Here is a 20,214-nt window from a genome sequence, read left to right on the forward strand (position 1 = left end):
GCAAATGGCAAAAATCGCATTTTTGGGGTTGGGGGTTATGGGCTACCCGATGGCGGGTCATCTGAAATCCGCAGGCCATGACGTCAGCGTTTACAACCGCACAACCGCAAAGGCCGAAGCCTGGGCGCAGGCCCATGACGCCAGCTTTGCGGCCACGCCCCGTGAAGCCGTAGAGGGGGCAGAATTTGTCATGTCCTGCGTTGGCAATGATGACGATCTGCGGGCGGTCTGTCTGGGGGCGGATGGCGCCTTTGCCGGGATGACGGCAGGCAGCGTGTTTGTTGATCACACGACGGTCTCGGCCAAGGTCACGCGTGAGCTATACGCAGCGGCAGGCGAGAGCGGTATTTCGTTTGTGGATGCGCCGATTTCCGGCGGGCAGGCCGGCGCGGAAAATGGCGTTTTGTCGGTGATGTGCGGCGGCGATGTTGCGGCCTTTGAACGGGCAGAACCGGTGATCGGGGCCTACGCCCGCATTTGCCGCCGCATTGGCGACAGCGGCGCGGGCCAAATGACCAAGATGTGCAACCAGATTGCCATTGCAGGCCTGGTCCAGGGGCTGAGCGAAGCGTTGCATTTTGCCGAAAAGGCCGGTCTGGATGGCCGATCCGTGGTCGAGGTGATCAGCCAGGGTGCCGCTGGCAGCTGGCAGATGGCAAACCGCTATGAAACCATGTTGGATGACCAGTTCGAACATGGCTTTGCGGTGGATTGGATGCGCAAGGATCTGGGGATCTGTCTCGATGCGGCCAATGAAACCGGAGCCAGCCTGCCGGTCACGGCCCTGGTGGATCAATTCTACAAAGAGGTGCAAAAACTCGGCGGTGGCCGTTGGGATACATCTTCTTTGGTTAAACGTCTGCGGGCCTTGGATTGATCCATTTTCGGGCAAAACTGCTCGCAGGGTGCCACAGCCAGACAGCCAGGCAGGTGGCGAAGAGCTAACTACCAAAAAAAGGCCGTGCAAAATGATTTGCACGGCCTTTTGTATTTCTGTCTAGGCGTATCGGCGGCCCGAAAAGGGCGGGATTGGCGCCTAGGGAATGATGCGGGTGTATTTTGTGCCTTCCAGCGTTGCGCCAATGCGCAGCCCGGCCTGACCAAAGACAGCCGCAAGAACCGGCGAGGTCAGCGTGTTTGTATCGGCAGAGATGGAGTTCCCGTCATCGCGCACAACATACTCAAGATCCGCGCCTGCGGCCCAGCCTGACGAGCGACGGAACCCGCTCAGCGCATCCTGGGTCATAAAGAACAGAACATGGGCATATTGCTGGGCGCCGATTTGCAGCCCCGCGTTGCCTTTTACGGTCGAATAATAATCCACGGTGGCGCCATTGATCAGAAGGGCGCCGCGGCCATAGGCTCCGCCAAAAATAAACCCTGCCTCTGTCACCAGCGGCATGACCAGCATACCGGTGGATTTTGCCGCCAGGGTCTGGGTGTTGGGGTAGCGATTATACATCTGATTCAGAGTTGAATCGACGCGGGCATCGATGGTCGCCCCATTGTTGCTGCCAACGCCATTGCCGCAGGCGGCGGTAACGCCCGCTCCGGCCAAAAGGCTTAGGGTGAATCCGCGACGTGACATGCGGTCAAAAGATTTGCTGCTCATATATCCAGTTGCCTGTCCTGCTGCTCGAAACGGCCAATCCTGGGTGAGAGATCCTCACCCCGGTCAAATCTGCCCGAGCGGGTGTCGTTGCAATAGGCCGGTTTTCCGGCTCTGCCATAAGGTATAGGTGCATTGTCGCCAACTGTCACCACTTGCGCAAGGGTCATAGCCGCAAATGGGCGGCATATCGCTCTATGGCAGTCACCTTCTGGTGAGCAGGCCAATGTGCAGGCCATTGATCATGCCGTTGATCATACTGGCGGGGTGGCAGAGGCCTGCTGCTCCTAACCGTTAAGAATTCGGGCCGTTTGTGGTGCAAAGTAGCTGAGGATCCCATCACAGCCGGCGCGTTTAAAGGCCATCAGGCTTTCCAGCATGACCTTTTCCCCGTCGATCCAGCCATTTTGCGCCGCAGCCTGGATCATCGCGTATTCACCCGAGACCTGATAGGCAAAGGTTGGTGTGCCAAAGGTGGATTTCACCCGGTAGCAGATGTCCAGATAGGCAATTCCCGGCTTCACCATCACCATATCCGCGCCTTCCTGCAGGTCGCGCTCGATCAGGCGCAGGGCCTCATCCGAGTTGCCGGGATCCATCTGATAGGTCTTTTTGTCGCCCTGCAGCGCTCCTGAGGCGCCAACCGCATCCCGGAAGGGGCCATAATAGCCCGAGGCGTATTTTGCCGCATAGGACAGGATCGAGACATTGCGATGACCGGCTGCTTCCAAGGCGCTGCGCATGGCGCCAATACGGCCATCCATCATATCAGAGGGGCCGATGATATCCGCGCCGGCCTCTGCCTGGGCCAGGCTCATCTTGACCAGGGCCTCAACGGTTTCATCATTGAGGATCTCACCGTCAACCACATAGCCATCATGGCCGTTGATATTATAGGGGTCGAGCGCCACATCGGTCATTACCGCAATATCGGGCGCCACCCCTTTGATGGCGCGGATAGCGCGATTGCACAGATTGTCCGGGCTCCAGGCCTCAGCGCAATCCTCTGTCTTGAGTGCGGCATCGGTGTAGGGAAACAGACAGATCGCCGGAATGCCCAGCGCCTGTGCCTCCACTGCGGCCTCGGCAATCTTGTCGACCGAGCGGCGCAGCACGCCAGGCATCGAGCTCACGGGTTCCTCAATACCTTCGCCATCGCGCACAAACACCGGCCAGATCAGATCATCCGTGGTCAGGGTGTTCTGTCGAACCAAGCCTCTGATTGCAGGGGTAACCCGGGTACGGCGCAATCGGGCGGCGGGAAAGGGAGCGACGGTCGGCTTCATCTGGAACTCATCTGTTTTATTGCAGGTTGCCTTTGGGTCGCATGGAAGCCCGGCCCAAGGCAAGTGGCACAATCGCCGCGCTTTTCTCACTCTGCCGGCCTGGCTGTGCTCGGGGGCTTGTTTAACCCAATGTGACAGAGGATATAGAGCCGGTTCGCAGCCGCGGGATATTGCCTTCTGTCTGCAAAAGAGTCAGTTCGGGCGGCAGCGTGATCCTGCGTGATAAGAGGCATTGACGTTTTGAGCTTGTTTGAAACCCTGTCCGAGATGATTGATCTGCGGTCTTTTTCCAATCTGTGGTATTGGATTGCCTTAGCGGTTATGTGGTCTACCCTTAGCCATCGCATTCTGGGCGCACCGTTTGACATGGTGCATCGGGCCCGCAAATACGGTGGGCAAGCGGTGCAGGACCTGGACGATCTGGTGCGTATCAACGTGAACCGTATGATGTTCGTGGTGCGATCCGCCGGGGTCTGGCTGCTCGGGCTTGCCTGTTTTTTCCTGTCTGCCTTGGCGACCCTTGGCTTCGTGCTGGGGATGGAGATCGCCCAGGCGGTGTTTTTGCTGGTGTTTCCGCTGTCGCTGGTCGTTCTGATTAATCTGATGACAGCACAGAAAGTTCTTCAAAATGAGGCACAGGGCGAAGACCTTTATAAAGCCATGACAACTTGCCGGTTTTTGATACAGCTTCTGGGTATGATTTTTATCTTTGTGACCGCGCTTTGGGGCATGTATCAAAACCTGAATATCGGTCCACTAGGTGGCTAACTGCGCGGCGATGTGGGCATTTCTGCGCGCCGTATAACGCCGTATAACATGGGGCAGGTGGTCCACTCCCAGCAGTCCAAGAAACGAGCCTGCCTCGGATGAGGTCCAAGAGCAGATGTTTGAGAGGAGAGGCGCGATATGGCGCAAAGAGCGATTACCATGGGCGGCGCCCCCGAAGGGTTTGACGCCCGGCTGATCCTGGATGAGCTGGCCAAATCCAGCCAACCCGTCTTGCATATCGCCCGCGATGACAAACGGATGGAGGCCATGCGGGCCGCGCTTGCGTTTTTTGCGCCAGAAATGCCGGTGCTGATCTTCCCCGGTTGGGACTGTCTGCCCTATGATCGGGTCTCACCCAATGCGGATGTGGCGGCGGCGCGGATGGCCTGCCTGGCGGCACTGGTGCACCAGATGCCTAAACAGTTCATCCTGTTGACCACGCTGAATGCCGCCAGCCAGCGGGTGCCGACGCGCGATGTGTTGCGCCAGGCGGCCTTTTCGGCGCGGGTGGATCAGCGGGTTGATGAAAAATCCCTGCGTGAATTCCTGGTGCGTATGGGTTTTGTGCAAAGCCCCACGGTGATGGAACCGGGGGACTATGCCATTCGCGGCGGCATTATTGATATCTTCCCCCCGGGCGACAGCGGCCCGGTGCGGCTGGATTTCTTTGGCGATGTTCTGGACGGTATCCGCCGGTTTGATCCCGCCAGTCAGCGCACCACCCAAACCCTGGATCTGATCGAACTGGCTCCGGTTTCCGAAGTGATCCTGGATGAGGCCGCCATCACCCGGTTCCGACAGAATTACCGGATCGAGTTTGGCGCCGCCGGCACCGATGATCCGCTGTATGAAGCGGTGAGCGCCGGGCGCAAACATCAGGGTATTGAGCATTGGTTGCCATTCTTCCACGATAAACTGGAAACGCTGTTTGACTACCTGCCAAAGGCCACGGTCACGATCGACGATCAGGTCACCCCGGCGCGTCTGGCGCGCTGGGACAGCATCGAAGACCAGTACGAGACCCGCAAGATCGCCATGAGCCAGAAGGGGCGAATGGATACGGTTTACAAACCCACTCCGCCGGGGCTGCTCTATCTGGATGATGCCGCCTGGGAGGAAGCCGTGGCGCCCCTGCGGCGCATTCAGCTGCATCCTCTGGCGCAGGCCTCGGGGCCAGGTGTGGTGGATGCTGGTGGCCGTATTGGTCGCAACTTCTCGCCCGAGCGGCAGCAGGAAAATGTCAGCCTTTTTGGGGCATTGGCCGACCACATTAAGGCGCGTCTGCAGGAGGGGCCGGTTGTTGTTGCCTCCTATTCCGAGGGCGCGCGCGAACGGCTGACCGGGCTGATCGAGGACGAAGGTCTGGCAGAAGTCATCCCGGTGATGGATGGCACAAGGATCGGAAAATCCGGGCTGCATCTGGCGGTTTGGGCGCTGGAGCATGGGTTTCAGACCGACGATTTGACGGTAATCTCAGAGCAGGATGTGCTGGGGGACCGGTTGATCCGGGCGCCCAAGAAACGCCGCAAGGCAGAGAATTTCCTAACCGAAACACAGTCGCTCAGCCCGGGTGATCTGGTGGTGCATGTGGACCATGGCATTGGCCGTTACATGGGGATGGAGGTGGTGCGCGCCGCCGGGGCCGCCCATGAATGCCTGCTGCTGGAATATGCCGAGGAGTCCAAGCTTTACCTGCCGGTAGAGAATATCGAACTGCTGTCCAAATACGGCCACGACGAGGCCTTTCTGGATCGTCTTGGCGGCGGCGCCTGGCAGGCGAAAAAGGCCAAGCTCAAGGAACGCATCCGCGAGATGGCGGATAAGCTTATCCGCATTGCCGCCGAACGGGCCCTGCGCCGTGCCCCGGCAATGGATCCGCCACCCCATGCCTGGGAGGAATTCTCGGCTCGCTTCCCCTATCAGGAAACCGACGATCAGCTGCGTGCGATTGAGGATGTAATGGCGGACCTGACCTCGGGCCAGCCGATGGACCGGTTGATCTGTGGCGATGTGGGCTTTGGCAAAACCGAAGTCGCCATGCGGGCAGCCTTTGTGGCGGCCATGTCGGGCGTGCAGGTGGCGGTGATTGCGCCAACCACCCTTTTGGCGCGGCAGCACGCTGCGTCCTTTGCCGAACGGTTTCGGGGGTTTCCATTGGAGGTCAGACAGTTGTCGCGCTTTGTTACGGCAAAAGAGGCGGCCAAAACCCGCGAAGGCATGGCCAAGGGCACGGTTGATATCGTCATCGGCACCCATGCCTTGCTGGCCAAAAACATCCGGTTCAACAACCTCGGCCTGTTGATCATCGACGAGGAACAGCACTTTGGTGTTGGCCACAAAGAACGGCTGAAACAGCTGCGCTCGGATATCCATGTGCTGACCCTGACCGCGACGCCAATCCCGCGCACCCTACAGTTGAGCCTCACCGGGGTGCGTGATTTGTCGATCATCGGTACGCCACCAGTGGACCGTCTGGCGATCCGCACCTATGTCAGCGAATTTGACGCGGTTACATTGCGCGAGGCGCTGTTGCGCGAACATTATCGCGGTGGGCAAAGCTTTTACGTGGTGCCCCGCATCTCGGATCTGCCCGAAATCGAGGCCTTCCTGAAAGAGCAATTGCCCGAACTCAGCTATATGGTGGCCCATGGTCAGATGGCCCCGGGTGAGCTGGATGACCGGATGAACGCCTTTTACGACGGCAAATACGACGTACTGTTGGCGACCACGATTGTTGAAAGCGGTCTAGATATTCCAACCGCCAATACCATGGTGGTGCATCGTGCCGATATGTTTGGCCTGTCGCAGCTCTATCAGATCCGGGGCCGTGTGGGCCGCTCCAAGACCCGCGCCTATGCCTATCTCACCACCAAGCCACGCCAACGCCTGACACCGGCCGCAGAAAAGCGCCTGCGGGTGCTGGGCTCGCTTGATACTCTGGGCGCCGGCTTTACCCTTGCCAGCCAAGACCTTGATATTCGGGGCGCAGGCAACCTGCTGGGTGAAGAACAATCCGGCCAGATGCGCGACGTCGGATATGAGCTGTACCAGTCGATGCTGGAAGAGGCGATTGCCAAGATCCGTTCCGGTGAGCTGGAAGGCTTGAGCGACGGGGATGAGCAATGGGCGCCGCAGATTAACCTGGGCGTGCCGGTGTTGATCCCAGAGGCCTATGTGCCGGACCTTGATGTGCGCCTGGGGCTGTATCGCCGTCTTTCCTCCCTAACCACCAAGGTGGAGCTGGAAGGTTTTGCCGCTGAGCTGATTGACCGATTTGGAAAATTGCCAAAAGAAGTCAATACCTTGATGCTGGTTGTTCGCATCAAGGCCATGTGCAAACGCGCAGGCATTTCCAAACTGGACGCAGGCCCCAAGGGCGCGACACTACAGTTCCACAATGACAAATTTGCCTCGCCGCAGGGGCTGGTTGACTTCATTCAGGGGCAAAATGGTCTGGCCAAGGTCAAGGACAACAAAATCGTGGTGCGCCGCGACTGGAAGAAGGACAGCGACAAAATCAAAGGTGCCTTTGCCATCGCTCGCGATCTGGCAGAGCGTTTGATTGCCGAACGGAAAAAAGCCAAGGCCAAATAGGGCCTTGGCTACTCATCGTCCCTGAAATCTGCGGCGTTACGCGCTGCAGCAGTTTGAGGGGCGCATAGCCTCCTGGGCGCAGCCGCAGGAGGCAAAGACCCCATCCGAGCGCGCCTGGGCAAGGTCGAGCTTTTGTTTGATGTGATGGATCTCAATCGTCTCGCCGCGCGCTTGCAGACAGTCGTGTAGGCCTTTGAGACTCCACACATTATCCGGATGAACAGAGGCGCGCGACAGGGTGTCGTCAAGCCCGAGATCGGCACGGTAAACCGCTTCGGCCTCCGCCACGTGGCCCTGCTCCAATAGCAGTGCCCCTAGCGCGTGACGGGTGGGCTGCATCCAACCCCAGGGTTCATCATAGGGCAGAGTGTCGTCCAAGGCGACCGAGCGGCGCAGGTGGTCGTAGGCCGTGGCGTAGTTTTCCTTGCGATATTCAATCTCACCGCGCAGCATTTCGCGGGCGATCTCTAACAGATCCACCACCCGGTTGTTGTGCATCAGGCGGCTTTCCGGCACCCGGGCCTTGGCTGCGAGAAAGTGCTGCTCTTCCGCTTCGGCCTCTGCCACGCGGCCAGTGGCTGCATAGCCGATGGCGCGGGCGTAATGGGTGGTTGCCGTGAGAGTGCAGTAAAGCTTTGGATCTTGCGGCAATTCCAGAGCGATGCAGTCCTCCCAGCGGCCAAATCGGATCAGGATATGGGGGTGCATCGCCATATAGGATTCAAAATAGTCCGCCATCGGTGGGCTCTCAATGCGTAGCATCTCTTCGGGGGTGGTCTGCCATAACCCGGCGTTGGCCTGCAGGGCGGGTTCCATTTGTCCAAGGAAAAGAGCGCCATAGATGACGAAGTGATAGTCGTGCTGGCGGTAGCCCGTGTAGATGTTATAGGCGCCTTCGCGGGCGTAGTATTTCAGATCTGCCTTGATCGCTTCTTCGTTCCAAAGCACCACGTCATGATAGTTGCCGCACAGCACATCAATATGAGTGGGCATATGCACCAGATGCCCGGCATCCGGCACCAGGCGGCGCAATACATCCGCAGCCTTGAGCGCCTTTTCCGGTGTGGGCGACATCTCCATCAGATGCACATAGAGATGTAACAGGCCGGGGTGCTGCATGGCGCCTGGGGCGGTGGCCATGGCGGCTTCGAGTACCTGCTGCGCCTCCAGCGTCGCAGCCCCCTTGGCCGGGGCGCCGGATTTCAGATCCCACATCTTCCAGGGGGTGAGGTTGAGCAGGCTTTCGGCATAAACCGTGCGCAGGTCGAGATGGTCGTCACAGCTGGCAAAGGCCGCGCGCATGGCATCGGCAAAGTCATAATCCCAGGCATGCATGTCATCGGCCAGCGCGCGCTGTGGATAGCGCGCCCGAAGGGCCTTGATCAGCAGGGTTTCGGCTGTGGTGCAGCCTGCTGAATGCTCCAGCGCCGCCTGGCTGGCATCATAGGCGATGGCGAGGGCTTCGGCGCGACTGGGCTGATCGTGTAGCGCCCAGGGCATGTTGTAATTGGGGCCAGAGGCGTAGGACAGCCCCCAATGGGCCATGGCGCAGGCAGGATCATGGGACAGCGCCTGTTTGAAACAAGCGACGGCCTCTTGGTGGTTGTAGCCATAGGTCCAGATCAATCCGCGATCAAACCACAGCTGCGCCTCTGGGGATGTGGTGGTGATTGGGCTTGAATAGCTGCCCAGATCATACGGATATTCCATAAAAACCTCTCCAAATATCTGGCTGAAATATTCAAAGAGGTTAGGAGTTTTGCGGCGCTGCGGCAAGACAGTGCGCCGTGTCAGGTTTCAGTTTGTAGGGCGCACCAGTGATGCGCCCCGATCCAAAAGATCCGTGGCTAGGGCACAAGCCGTGCCTCGACCCGGGCGATGTGTAGCATGATCAGGTAGCCAAGGCCGGACATAACCAGAATTCCCAGGGTGACTGGCAACAGCGTGCCATCAAACAACAGCCCGATAGGCGCTGCAATGATGGCACCACAGACCGTAGAAATCGCACCAATGACCGAAGCGGCCATGCCGGCGATATGGCCCATGGGTTCCATCGCCATTGCATTGAGATTGCCCAGAGTGGTGCCTGCCATAAAGAACACGCTGGTTTGCCAGGCGACGAACAGCCCAAAGGCCACAGCGCCGGGGAGTGGCAGGCTTTCGAGGGTCAACATGACAGCCGAGAGGACGATCTGCCCGGCCAGAGACCAGGTCACAATGCGGCGCATGCCGATACGCACCACAACAGAGGCATTCAACACGCTGGCGCTGCCCGACATCAGGGCCACTAGGCTGAACCAAAAGGGAAAACTGTCAGCGCGATCAAAAATGATGTCATAGATCGGCTGAACCATGGTGATCATGGTGAACAGGATGGCCAGGCAGAGGGTCTGCACCAGAATCGACAGGCGCACGGTTGGGTGCTGCACCATCTCCTTGACCGCAGCAATCATCAGCGGAACACGAAAGGGGCGCCGGTTTTCTATCGCCAGTGGCTCGGGCAGGCGCAGCATGGTCCACAGGGAAATGATGATCGCAAACAGAGCAAACGCGGCAAAAATGCCCCGCCAGCCGGCGATGAGAATGACAAACTGCCCCAGCATCGGTGCAATTGCGGGCACCAGGGTAAAGATCATCATGGCAATGGACATCATCCGCGCCATCTCACGCCCGGAATACAAATCACGCACAATGGCCAGGGCAACAACCCGTGGGCCGGCAGCGCCCAATCCCATGGTCAGCCGGGCAAAAAGGACAAGTTCCAGTGAGGAAGAAGCCCAGGCCACCCCGGCCGAGACGATATAGACCAGCGCGCCGACCACGATCACGGGCTTACGTCCAAAGGCATCCGAAAGCGGGCCGGTAAAAAAGGTACCAATGCCCATGCCTAGGACAAATGAGGTCAGGATCAACTGGGCCTGATTGATGTCATCGGGGCTCAGTTGTGCGCCAATTTCCGGCAGAGCCGGCAGCATGGCGTCAATAGAAAAAGCAATCGTGGCCATCATCATCGCAACCAGAGAAATGAACTCGGCCTTGGACATGGCTTGGGCGGGTTTCGTCGTCATTGGGATCCTCATAAGAGACTTCGGGGATCCTGAAATTGAATCCGGACCGGGCCTCGATAAGGGCGGGTATCACGCGAGCCAGCCAGAGGCCAAGGCTCAAAATGCACAAGGGTATGTGCATTGTTGTCTTGTGAATTACTTTGGCCAGGGCGCAGACCTAGGCAGAGGCGACGAGATGAAACGGGAGGTCAAGGCTTCAATCCCTCATCGGGCGCGGCGAGGTCCTTAAATCCAATAGCTATTTTTGCCCGGATGGATCTTGCGGGCTAGAGGGCAGCCCACCCTGATGGGGTGCACTCTGACTCGGGCGATGGGGTTGGTCGTCTTTATTGGCAACCACATCTTCTTCGCCCTCCTTATGGCGACCAAGGCGGGCAAAAAGCCATTCGTTGTGCTCTTGCCGTTTGAGCAGCTGGATCTTGGCAAATTCATGGATGGCGAGGGCAAAAACGCCCAAACCGCCAAAAATCAAAAAGGTCGTGGCCAGCTTGCCCGCCGCGGTGATCGGCACCAGATTTCCATAGCCAACGGTAGAGATGGTCACGATGGTAAAAAAATAGGAATCCAGCCAGCTCCAACCTTCGACAATGCGAAAAAACACCGTGCTGCCAGAGATGATAACCAGCAGCGAAACAAAGATTGTCATGCGCCTGAGTTGGCTCATGCATCCTCCTCAGGCGATTGAATTTGCTGCATGATATCTGCGATGATCTGTTTCCACATTTCAGGCTGCTGGGCACCTGGAACCGCATGCTGATTGGCAATGATAAAGGTGGGAACCGAAGATACGCCCATCTTGCGTGAATGGGCGTCACGGTTGCGGATGTCGTCGGCGTCATTGGCTCCAGACAAAAGCTGACGCACGACATCGGCTTCCATGCCGACTTTTTCTGCGATCTCAACCAGTACTTCGTGATCGCCAATATCGCGGGCCTGAGCAAAATAGGCATCAAACAGCGCATCGACCATGGCACCCTGTTTGCCCTCGATCCCGGCCCAGTGGATCAGACGGTGGGCATCAATCGTGTTCGGGGTGCGCTGCATGCCTTCAAAATCAATGTTTAGGCCTGCCTTTTCGGCGTGTTCGACCACCGGAGCATAGGCCCGGACTGCGGCCTCTTTACCACCAAACTTGCCTTCCAGATAGGCCCGGCGTCCCATGCCCTCGGAGGGCATGTCTGGGTTCAGCTGAAAGGGGTGCCATTCAATCACAAAGGGGTGATCGGGGATTTCGGCCAGGGCTTTGTCCAGATGCGTCTTGCCGATATAGCACCAGGGGCAGATCGGGTCGGAAATGATGTCGAGCTTGACGGTAGGCAACGAGGCAGTCAGATCAGCGGTCATGGGCTATCCTTTGAAATAGGCGGGCAGGGCGCGGCGCAACAACTTACCGTTGGCGCCACTGGGTAGCATATCGAGATACACATAGGCGCGCGGCTGTTTATAGCGGGCCAGGTGGGCGGCGGCAAAAGCCTCCAGATCGGGCTCATCCAGTTTGGTTGGTCCAGTATAGAAGGCCACAATGATATGGCTGTCGGTTTTGACCTCAACCGTGGCAACCCCCACTTGGGTAATGCCGGGATGGGCTGAAAGCTGGGTTTCCACCTCAATCGGAGAGACGCGAAAGCCGCCGGCATTCATCATATCGTCTGCCCGGCCAAGATAGCTCACCTGCCCGTCGACCGCCATGGCGCCTTGATCACCGGTCAGGAACCAGCCGTCCTGCATGCGTGCTGCGGTCTCTTCCGGGGCGTTCAGGTATCCCAGCATCAATCCGGGGTCGCTGGCGGCTATGGCGATCGTGCCCTCCTGGCCCTGGGGCACCGGACCCTCAGGCCCCAGAATGGCGACTTTGCGCCCCCGCTGCGGCTGCCCCAGCGCATCGCCGCGTGCCGGATGGGCCGGGCTGGAGGAAATGAAGGTGGAGCATTCGGACATGCCATAGGCCTCATACAGTTCGGTGCCCGTCGTGCTGTTCCAGGCGCCGTGCAGATGCGACGAGAGCTTTTCTCCGGCACACAATCCATGGCGCAGCTTGGGAAGCTCCATAGCGGTTTCGCTTTTTAGGATCTTGCGGTAAACACCCGGGGCAGCTGCAAATATTGTTGCGTCATGCTGGCGCAACAGGTCTGGCAAAGCGGCTGGGTCCGTGCCGGGTTCCGGGATCAGGGCGGTGGCCCCCATGGCCCAGGGGTCCATCAGGCCTGTGCCCAGGGTAAAGGTCCAGTTGAAGGCACCGGCATGCAGCAACCGGTCAGAGTCTTTTAGATCATACCAGCCCGTCACCATCATCTGGCGGGCCCAGATGGCGCGATGGGCATGGGCCACGGCGCGGGCCTTGCCGCTGGTCCCCGAGGTGTAGACCGCATAGGCCATCCGGTTTGGATCTCCCATGTCATAGGCGCAGGGGGGAAGCGCATGCATGGCCTGTAACTCCGCCAGCAGGATCTGCGTGTCATGGGGCGCGCAGGCGACCTGTGGGTCCCGCAGAACCGCTGCGGGCTGCAGATCGGCAATCATCTTTGCCGTTTCGTCCTCGGTGAGCTGCGAAGATGTCGGTACCGGCACCAGACCGGCGGCAATAGCCCCCAGATAGGCAATGGGAAAATCAACCGTATTGCCCAGGCGCATCAGCACGATCTGGCCGGGCGTCAGCCCTGCCTGCAGCAGGCCGGTGCCGGTGCCGCGCACTGCGGCTTCCAGCTGGGCAAAGCTCCAGGTTTGCAGGCCGCTGGGGCCGACAACTTCCAGACCTGGTTTGTCGGCCAGATCAACAGCATGGCGCAGCACAAAGGCTGCCAGATTGAAGGGTGCGGGGCAGGGCGCAAAGGCGCCTTGATCAAACAGGGACAACATTTCCATTGGCTAGCGTGACAAGTGCTGCGTTGCAAGCACCCACCGGGCGGCATATAGAAGCTCTATGACAGGAAACGACCCAAAATCTTTGATTACCATTGCCCGTGCCAATGGAGATGAACGCGAAGCGGAGCCCCTGGACCTGGGCGCCCGTGTGCGTGAGTTGCGCAAAGCGCGCGACTGGACATTGGAACATGCGGCCAATCAGGCCGGTCTGGCGCGCTCGACCCTGTCTAAAATCGAAAACGGCCAGATGTCGCCGACCTATGAAGCCCTGAAAAAGCTGGCGGTTGGATTGCAGATCTCGGTGCCGCAGCTGTTCACGCCGCCGCAACGGGATCAGGTCAATGGCCGGATGACGGTGACCAAGCTGAACGAAGGTTCAGCCCAGGCCACTGCCACCTATGAACATGAGCTGCTGGCCGAAGGTCTGCGCCGCAAACAGATGTTGCCTTACCGGGCCCGGGTGCGGGCGCGGTCGATGGAAGAGTTTGATGGCTGGGTGCGCCACGACGGCGAAGAATTCATGTATGTGCTGACCGGCGTGGTGACGCTGTTTACTGAGTTTTACGAACCGGTTGAGATGCGGCGGGGCGACAGCGCCTATTATGACGCTGCTATGGGGCACAATGTGGTGTCCAAAAGTCAGGAAGACGCCACCATCCTTTGGGTGACATCGCTAAGCTAAAGCCCTGATAAGAAAGTGTTTCAGGCGCCGCCCATTTTCGGCGTGCCCCATTCCAGACGTGTGCCTGGCCAGTTGCGGAGTGCGGCAGGGGCTTTGCCTTACGGTGTGTGGCCGACTGGCTTTGATCTGGACTGGCAGTAACCTAGGTCGGGTTAGACGCCAGCTCGGCATGCAGGCTTTCGGTAAAGAGAAAATCCTCAACCTCTTCACGGGCTTCGCGCAGCGTCAGTTGGTGGGAGGCTGCCAAGTGGTTTACAAAGCCATCATGATCCCCTTTCAAACTGGCGACCGTTTCAAACTGCAAATGTGGAAACCGCTGTTTGGCCCGGGGGTACATTGTCTCCCAGCACAGCGGGGCAGGATGAAGTGTCATGATTGGTGCCCCTCTCGAAAACAGTTACCACTTACTTTGAACAGTTTGTTTGAGCAGCATATCAAAAAATAGGCAAAAAAGGAATGCAGCAGTTCGCTCTGGCTTTGAATGTGCCAAAACAAGCCGATGCCAAAGCCCAGAGCCAAGCCCGGGCTTTGGCTCTGGGATCAAGCTGGAAACAAGGCTGGGCGCACAGCAACCTGCGACGGGGGGATTGGGCTAGTCTTCCTGATACCACCAAACATCCGGCATAAACCCGGTGCGGTCTCCGTAGATTGGCAGGGTTTGCGGGAATTTCAGCGCACGTTTATGGGCAATTCTCCCCTTATCAAATGACCATATCGGAATCACATAGCGCCCCGCCATCAGAAGCCGGTCAAGCGCGCGGGTGGCGGCGACAAAATCCTCTGGGTCGGTCACGCTGAGCATGGTGTCAATCATCGCATCCACCGCAGGAGAGGCGATGCCCATCAGGTTGCGGCTGCCGGGTTGGTCTGCACCGGCAGAACCCCAGTAGAGTTTTTGTTCGTTTCCAGGGCTGAGCGACAGTTCGCGCCGCACCTTGGTGAGGTCAAAATCAAAACTGCTTTGGCGGCCAACATACTGTGCGTTGTCAACGGGTTCTGGCATCAGGGTGATCCCCAGGCGTTCCAGCGCACGGGCATAGATTTCAACCACGGTTTTCATTTCGCTGTCCCCCTGGCGCAGCAAGACATTAAAGGTGATCGGGGTTCCATCTGGATCGCGCAGGGCGCCGTCTTGCACCGTTAGCCCAGCCTCCTCCAGCAGGGCCATCGCCTTACGCAGGTTCTTGCGATTGCGTTTGGTGCCGTCGCTTTGCGGCAGAGTGTAGCTGTCGACTGTGCCGGGCAGCATGGCCCCGGCAAAGGGCATCAGGTAGTCGGCGACCCGGCCGCGGGCGGGTCCGGGACGCAACCCAAGGTGCGAGTTGGAGAAATACGAGGTGATCCTCGGTTGGGCGCTGCCGGTGATTGTCTCGTTGATGTATTCAAAGTTGAACGCCAACAGCAGCGCTTCGCGTACACGCCAATCATCCAGCGGGGCGCGGCGGGTATTGATGGCAAGTCCGGTCATGCCAGTGGGGCGTTTATGGGGTATCTCACTTTTGACGATCCGGCCATCGGTCACGGCAGAAAACCCATAGGCGCTGGCCCATTTATCGGCATTGAACTCTCGGTAACTGCTCAGCTCTCCGGCTTTAAATGCTTCAAACAACACGGTTTGGTCGCCAAAGAAATCAATCCGAAGCTCATCAAAGTTTTGCGTGCCCACCCGGAATGGCAAATCTTTGCCCCAGTAGTCGGGGTTGCGTTTCAGGATGATGTGGCGCCCGGCTTCAAAATCCGCCACCACATAGGCCCCGGTTCCAATCGGCGCCTCTGTCAGGCCGGAGGCGGCAAAGTCTTTGCCCTCCCATTGGGATTTTTGCAAAATCGGACGCATACCTGCAATCAGAGCGAGTTCTCTGTCGGCAGTGTTAAAGGTGATCCGAAGGCTCATGGGACCGGTCTGGCGGATTTCGGCAATCTTGTTCCAAAACCCCCGGTAGCGCAGATGTCCCTTGATGCCCAGGGTTTCGTAGGACCAGATCACATCTTCGACTGTAACCGGGCTGCCATCGGAGAAACGCGCCTCGGGTCGGAGGCTGAATTCGACCCAGGATCGGTCCTCGGGTACTTCAACTGATTCGGCCAACAGCCCGTAAAGAGAGAAAGCTTCGTCCCAGGATCGTCCCATCAAACTCTCGTATCCCCAGAACCTGAGCTGCCAGGGAGGCGTGCCTTTGGGGGCGAACGGATTAAGCGTATCAAATCCGCCAGTGTTCCCAACCACCACTTTGCCACCCTTTGGCGCATTGGGGTTTACATAGGGGAGAGACACAAAATCCTGTGGTAGGGCGGGGCTGCCATACATAGCTATGCCATGTGATGATTCTGCGGATGCAAAATCGGCAGCGCAAAACAGCAAGATTCCACAGGTTGTAGCTTTGAGTTTTTGGAAAAAATCTGGCATCACTTTGGCAACAATCCCCTACGGCCCTTATTTTCTTGGCTCTATACCTCAGAGGCCGCGCATCGTCATTTAAAACTTTTAGCTTGGATGAACAGGCGAAATTGCCTATAAAGGGGTCACTGCTCGATAGGTTTCTTGCCTGTATGAAACCTGCCTCAATAACTTCACGCCCGCTTCGCGCGGGCGTTTTTTTTTGGTTTTCGGGTTTTCCTTTTAATTAAACGGCTCTGCAAGGGGATGCTGAAGCTGGTTTGCGTCCTTGAATTTGGCCATTGGGGGATGCGTCAGTGGAAAAGGCTACGTAATCCTACGCGTTTCTTTTACCCGGGCGGCATGGCAAGAAGGTCAACACGTCTTGTCAGGATTCACGAAAGGAACAACAGATGACGCTCCAGGGGAAAACCGCTGTGATCACCGGATCAAACTCGGGCATTGGTCTGGGCATTGCGCGCGAATTGGCGCGGGCTGGGGCGGATGTGGTGTTGAACTCTTTTACCGACCGCGAGGAAGATCACGCACTGGCGGCGCAGATTGCGGCAGAGTTTGGCGTAGAAGCCCGCTACATCCAGGCCGATATGTCCAAGGGTGAGGCCTGCCGTGGATTGATCAAAGAGGCGGGCCGCTGCGATATTCTGGTCAATAACGCCGGCATTCAGCATGTGGCGCCGGTGGATGAGTTCCCGGCAGAGACCTGGGACGCCATTCTGGCCATCAACCTCAGCTCGGCCTTTCACACCACTGCGGTGGCGCTGCCGATGATGCGGGCGGCTGGCTGGGGCCGTGTGGTCAACATCGCTTCGGCGCACGGGCTTACCGCCTCGCCGTTCAAATCGGCCTATGTGGCCGCGAAACATGGGGTTGTTGGCCTGACCAAAACCGTGGCGCTGGAAACCGCAGAAGAGCCAATAACCTGCAATGCGATCTGCCCCGGATATGTTTTGACCCCGCTGGTCGAGGCGCAGATTCCGGATACCATGGAAAAATACAACATGTCGCGCGAAGAGGTGATCAAACAGGTGATGCTGGAGCGTCAGCCGTCGCGGGAGTTTGCCACTGTGGAACAGTTGGGGGGATCCACTGTCTTTTTCTGTTCCGATGCCGCAGCGCAGATCACCGGCACCACACTGAGCGTTGATGGGGGCTGGACTGCACTTTAGGACGGCCTTTTAACGCGATTGAAGCGCTGCATAAAATGCAAAGGGAAGGCACAGCGCCTTCCCTTTTTTGTTGCGGCACATCCACGGCCACCGAGCTGGGCTACAGCTGACGTTCAGGTGGCGTCTTCTGGCTGTTCTGGCGAGCTGGGATCCTTGGGGTTGGGATAGACCAGCCCAGCTGAGATCACCAGCTTTGCAGCATCCTCGACGCTCATCTCCAGCTCGATCACATCATCCTGCGGCACAAAGAGCAAAAAGCCCGAGGTGGGGTTGGGCGTTGTGGGCAGGAACACACTCATCAAAGCGCCGCCGGTATTGGCATGAGCCGAGACTTCGCCTTTGGCCGTGGTCGAGATAAATCCGATGGCCCAGATCCCACGGCGGGGGTACTGGATCAGGCAGGCTTTTTCAAAACTGCGTTCCGATTGGGCAAAAACAGTTTCCGAGATCTGCTTGATACCGGAATAGATGGTGCGCACCACGGGCATGCGATTGACCAGGTTTTCGGCAAAGCCAATCAGCGAGCGGCCAATGATCCCCTTGGCAATCCAGCCAATGACAATGGTGAAGAGCAAAAAGAAGATCAGCCCGATACCACGCAGGTTGATGCCGATATATTGCTCTGGTGAGATCGTGTGCGGCACCAGAGGCAGTACCACGGAATCGACCCAGCCAACGACGGTCCACAGCAACCAGATGGTCAAGCTGACCGGAGCAATGACCACAATCCCGGTAAAAAACGAGGAGCGGAGCCGCGCAAAAACGCCGGGGCGGTGGCGAATGGGGTCTTCGTCAAAGGGTGTGGTCATTGGAAACAATCAGGTATGAGGAACAGTCACGTCCGTTACGTTAATCAGAACCTAGGTACTGATCACGCCGTGGGCAATGCCAGAGTCAAAGGAAAGTCACTCAACAGTTAAGTGCGACCATTTCTTTGGCAATTTCTGCGGCAAGCCGGGCATTATTGCGCACCAATGCAATATTGGCGGTGAGCGAGCGCCCTTCGGTGAGCTCGAAAATCCGCTGCAACAGGAAGGGCGTCACGGCTTTGCCGGTCACGCCCTGCGCATCGGCCTCACCTTGGGCCTGGGCGATCACCGGAGCCAGCACCTCGGCGGCAATTTCTGCCTCGTGCGGGATTGGGTTGGCAATCAGCTGACCACCTGGCAGGCCCATGGCGCTGCGCATGATCTGGGCGCGGGCGATGTCACTGGCGCTGTTCATACGCAGGGGTGCAGTCAGATCTGACTGGGATGACCAGAAGGCAGGAAAGCTGTCCTGGCCGTAGGATATGACCGGAACCCCTTGAGTTTCAAGGATCTCTAGAGTTTTGGGGATATCAAGAATAGCCTTGGCTCCGGCGGCGACAACCGTCACCGGGGTTTGCGCCAGCTCCATCAGATCTGCCGAAATGTCAAAACTGGTCTCGGCGCCCTTGTGGACACCGCCAATGCCGCCGGTGGCAAAGACGGAAATCCCTGCTAGCCGGGCGGCGATCATGGTGGCCGCCACTGTGGTGGCGCCTGTTTTGCCTGTGGCCATGCAGGCAGGCATATCGGCGCGTGACACCTTGGCCACATCTTTGGCCTGGCCCAGTGATTGCAGCTGATCGGGCTCCAGCCCCACATGCAAGACCCCTTGCATCACCGCAATAGTGGCCGGAGTTGCGCCTGCGTCGCGGATGTCTTGTTCGACCTGGGCGGCCACTTCAACATTTTGTGGAAAGGGCATGCCATGGGTGATGATGGTGCTTTCCAACGCCACAATGGCGCTGCCTGCGGCTTTGGCAGCCTGAACTTCGGCGGAATACTGGATGTCGATCACAGTGGGGTATCTCCTGAAACATAGGTGGCGGCGGCCTGCAGAGCAGTGTCCAGCGCCGTGTGTCGGTCTTCGCCACGCGCCTCGGCGGCGATATGGGCGGCCATGAAGGTGTCGCCGGCGCCGGTGACGCGGGCCACGGTCACCTGGGGTGGGCGTTTGGTTATCACGGTATCTGCACCAGCATTGGCATCACTGGCTGTTGCATCACTGGCAGAGTTGTCGCCATCGGTGACCAGAACCCGTGCTGCGCCATTGGCGATCAACGCCTGCGCGGCCTCGGCGCTATTGGTGAAAGTGGCCTGACACAGCAGCCCGGCCTCTTCGAGGTTCACATAAAGCGTGCCGCGCGTGGCCGCCAAAAACGGGTGCAACCGCAGCGCCTTGCCCGGAGAGGCGGGGGCCACATGCAGTTTAGCCTGGGCAAAAGCCGGGTCGGTGGCGATTTCGGCCAGCAGCGCCTGGGTGAGGTTGCCATCCAGCGCTATTGCGCCCTGATAGGGAGCCGTGGGCGCGCCCAGGGTGCCATCTCGCAACGGGCGCAGGATCTTGTCGCCAGCGGCCTCTAGGGAATGGGCATCTGCGATGGCAGCAATCAAACCATTGCCGCCCTCGACCGCCATATAGCGATCTGTCGGCAACTCCGCTGAGCGGTACAGATGCTGGGTGCCGCAGCCCAGATCGGCGCAGGCGGCAATCAGCTCTTCGCCTTCGGGGTCTGTACCAACCGCGCTCAGCAGGTCGGGTTTCAGCCCAAAGCGCGCCAGTGTCATGGCAATATTCATAGCAACACCGCCGGGCAGGCGGGTAATGCGCCCCGGCATATCAGAGCCACGGCGCATATCCGTTGGGCAGCGGCCAATGATGTCCCATAGAACAGAGCCGATGCAAAGCACCTGTAAGGCGTCAGCAGAAGAGGCGGCGGGCGTGATAATATCCTGTGTCATGGCAACTCTATTG

At 58.5% G+C, this 20,214-nt stretch carries 17 protein-coding genes; 5 read left to right on the forward strand and 12 right to left on the reverse strand.

Annotation, left to right across the window (positions count from 1 at the left end):
- The first annotated feature begins 4 nt into the window (after positions 1–4).
- Entirely contained in the window at positions 5–877 is an 873-nt protein-coding gene (locus N1037_11440; protein UWS77905.1) for an NAD(P)-dependent oxidoreductase, read from the forward strand.
- Between the two features lie 159 nt (positions 878–1,036).
- Here the strand turns inward: N1037_11440 and N1037_11445 are convergent, their stop codons facing one another.
- A complete protein-coding gene (locus N1037_11445; protein ID UWS77906.1) occupies positions 1,037–1,612 on the reverse strand; it encodes a YSC84-related protein in 576 nt (191 codons plus the stop codon).
- Between the two features lie 284 nt (positions 1,613–1,896).
- Positions 1,897–2,895 (reverse strand): porphobilinogen synthase, encoded by a 999-nt coding sequence (gene hemB, locus N1037_11450; protein UWS77907.1) that lies wholly within the window; start codon positions 2,893–2,895, stop codon positions 1,897–1,899.
- 240 nt (positions 2,896–3,135) lie between these two features.
- Here hemB and N1037_11455 point away from each other — a divergent pair, with 240 nt between their 5' ends.
- Positions 3,136–3,663, forward strand: a complete 528-nt coding sequence (locus tag N1037_11455; GenBank protein ID UWS77908.1) for a component of SufBCD complex — start codon at positions 3,136–3,138, stop codon at positions 3,661–3,663.
- Between the two features lie 138 nt (positions 3,664–3,801).
- On the forward strand, positions 3,802–7,257 hold the full coding sequence (gene mfd, locus N1037_11460) for a transcription-repair coupling factor (protein ID UWS77909.1): 3,456 nt from the start codon (positions 3,802–3,804) through the stop codon (positions 7,255–7,257).
- 36 nt (positions 7,258–7,293) lie between these two features.
- Here the strand turns inward: mfd and N1037_11465 are convergent, their stop codons facing one another.
- The 5 genes from N1037_11465 to N1037_11485 all read right to left on the reverse strand — a co-directional run bounded on the left by N1037_11465 (position 7,294) and on the right by N1037_11485 (position 13,181).
- Positions 7,294–8,967 (reverse strand): hypothetical protein, encoded by a 1,674-nt coding sequence (locus N1037_11465; GenBank protein ID UWS77910.1) that lies wholly within the window; start codon positions 8,965–8,967, stop codon positions 7,294–7,296.
- A gap of 137 nt (positions 8,968–9,104) precedes the next feature.
- The gene (locus N1037_11470) at positions 9,105–10,325 is read right to left on the reverse strand and encodes a multidrug effflux MFS transporter (GenBank protein UWS77911.1); all 1,221 of its coding nucleotides are present in this window, start codon (positions 10,323–10,325) and stop codon (positions 9,105–9,107) included.
- A gap of 238 nt (positions 10,326–10,563) precedes the next feature.
- A complete protein-coding gene (locus N1037_11475) occupies positions 10,564–10,989 on the reverse strand; it encodes a potassium channel family protein (GenBank protein UWS77912.1) in 426 nt (141 codons plus the stop codon).
- Positions 10,986–11,669 (reverse strand): DsbA family oxidoreductase, encoded by a 684-nt coding sequence (locus tag N1037_11480; GenBank protein UWS77913.1) that lies wholly within the window; start codon positions 11,667–11,669, stop codon positions 10,986–10,988. Before N1037_11480 ends, N1037_11475 begins: the two co-directional genes overlap by 4 nt.
- A 3-nt stretch (positions 11,670–11,672) precedes the next feature.
- A complete protein-coding gene (locus tag N1037_11485; protein UWS81355.1) occupies positions 11,673–13,181 on the reverse strand; it encodes an acyl--CoA ligase in 1,509 nt (502 codons plus the stop codon).
- Positions 13,182–13,245: 64 nt separating this feature from the next.
- Between N1037_11485 and N1037_11490 the strand changes: the two genes are divergently transcribed.
- On the forward strand, positions 13,246–13,869 hold the full coding sequence (locus N1037_11490) for an XRE family transcriptional regulator (GenBank protein ID UWS77914.1): 624 nt from the start codon (positions 13,246–13,248) through the stop codon (positions 13,867–13,869).
- A 142-nt stretch (positions 13,870–14,011) separates the two neighbouring features.
- Here the strand turns inward: N1037_11490 and N1037_11495 are convergent, their stop codons facing one another.
- Both N1037_11495 and N1037_11500 read right to left on the reverse strand, forming a co-directional pair.
- Positions 14,012–14,242 carry a hypothetical protein gene (locus tag N1037_11495; protein ID UWS77915.1) on the reverse strand — a complete coding sequence of 77 codons (231 nt, stop codon included), beginning with the start codon at positions 14,240–14,242 and terminating at the stop codon, positions 14,012–14,014.
- Between the two features lie 219 nt (positions 14,243–14,461).
- Complete coding sequence (locus N1037_11500) at positions 14,462–16,177, reverse strand: extracellular solute-binding protein (GenBank protein ID UWS77916.1); 1,716 nt, start codon at positions 16,175–16,177, stop codon at positions 14,462–14,464.
- Between the two features lie 482 nt (positions 16,178–16,659).
- Between N1037_11500 and N1037_11505 the strand changes: the two genes are divergently transcribed.
- A complete protein-coding gene (locus N1037_11505; protein UWS77917.1) occupies positions 16,660–17,433 on the forward strand; it encodes a 3-hydroxybutyrate dehydrogenase in 774 nt (257 codons plus the stop codon).
- A 113-nt stretch (positions 17,434–17,546) separates the two neighbouring features.
- On the opposite strand, the gene N1037_11510 is transcribed toward N1037_11505, so the two are convergent.
- The 3 genes from N1037_11510 to N1037_11520 all read right to left on the reverse strand — a co-directional run bounded on the left by N1037_11510 (position 17,547) and on the right by N1037_11520 (position 20,201).
- Positions 17,547–18,242, reverse strand: a complete 696-nt coding sequence (locus N1037_11510; GenBank protein ID UWS77918.1) for a DUF502 domain-containing protein — start codon at positions 18,240–18,242, stop codon at positions 17,547–17,549.
- Between the two features lie 100 nt (positions 18,243–18,342).
- Positions 18,343–19,257, reverse strand: a complete 915-nt coding sequence (locus N1037_11515; GenBank protein UWS77919.1) for a pseudouridine-5'-phosphate glycosidase — start codon at positions 19,255–19,257, stop codon at positions 18,343–18,345.
- Positions 19,254–20,201: a PfkB family carbohydrate kinase gene (locus N1037_11520; protein UWS77920.1), complete on the reverse strand. Its 948-nt coding sequence runs from the start codon at positions 20,199–20,201 to the stop codon at positions 19,254–19,256. The genes N1037_11515 and N1037_11520 overlap by 4 nt, the downstream gene beginning before the upstream one ends.
- Between the last annotated feature and the right edge of the window lie 13 nt (positions 20,202–20,214).

It is taken from the genome of Phaeobacter sp. G2, from assembly GCA_025163595.1.
Lineage (GTDB): Bacteria > Pseudomonadota > Alphaproteobacteria > Rhodobacterales > Rhodobacteraceae > Pseudophaeobacter.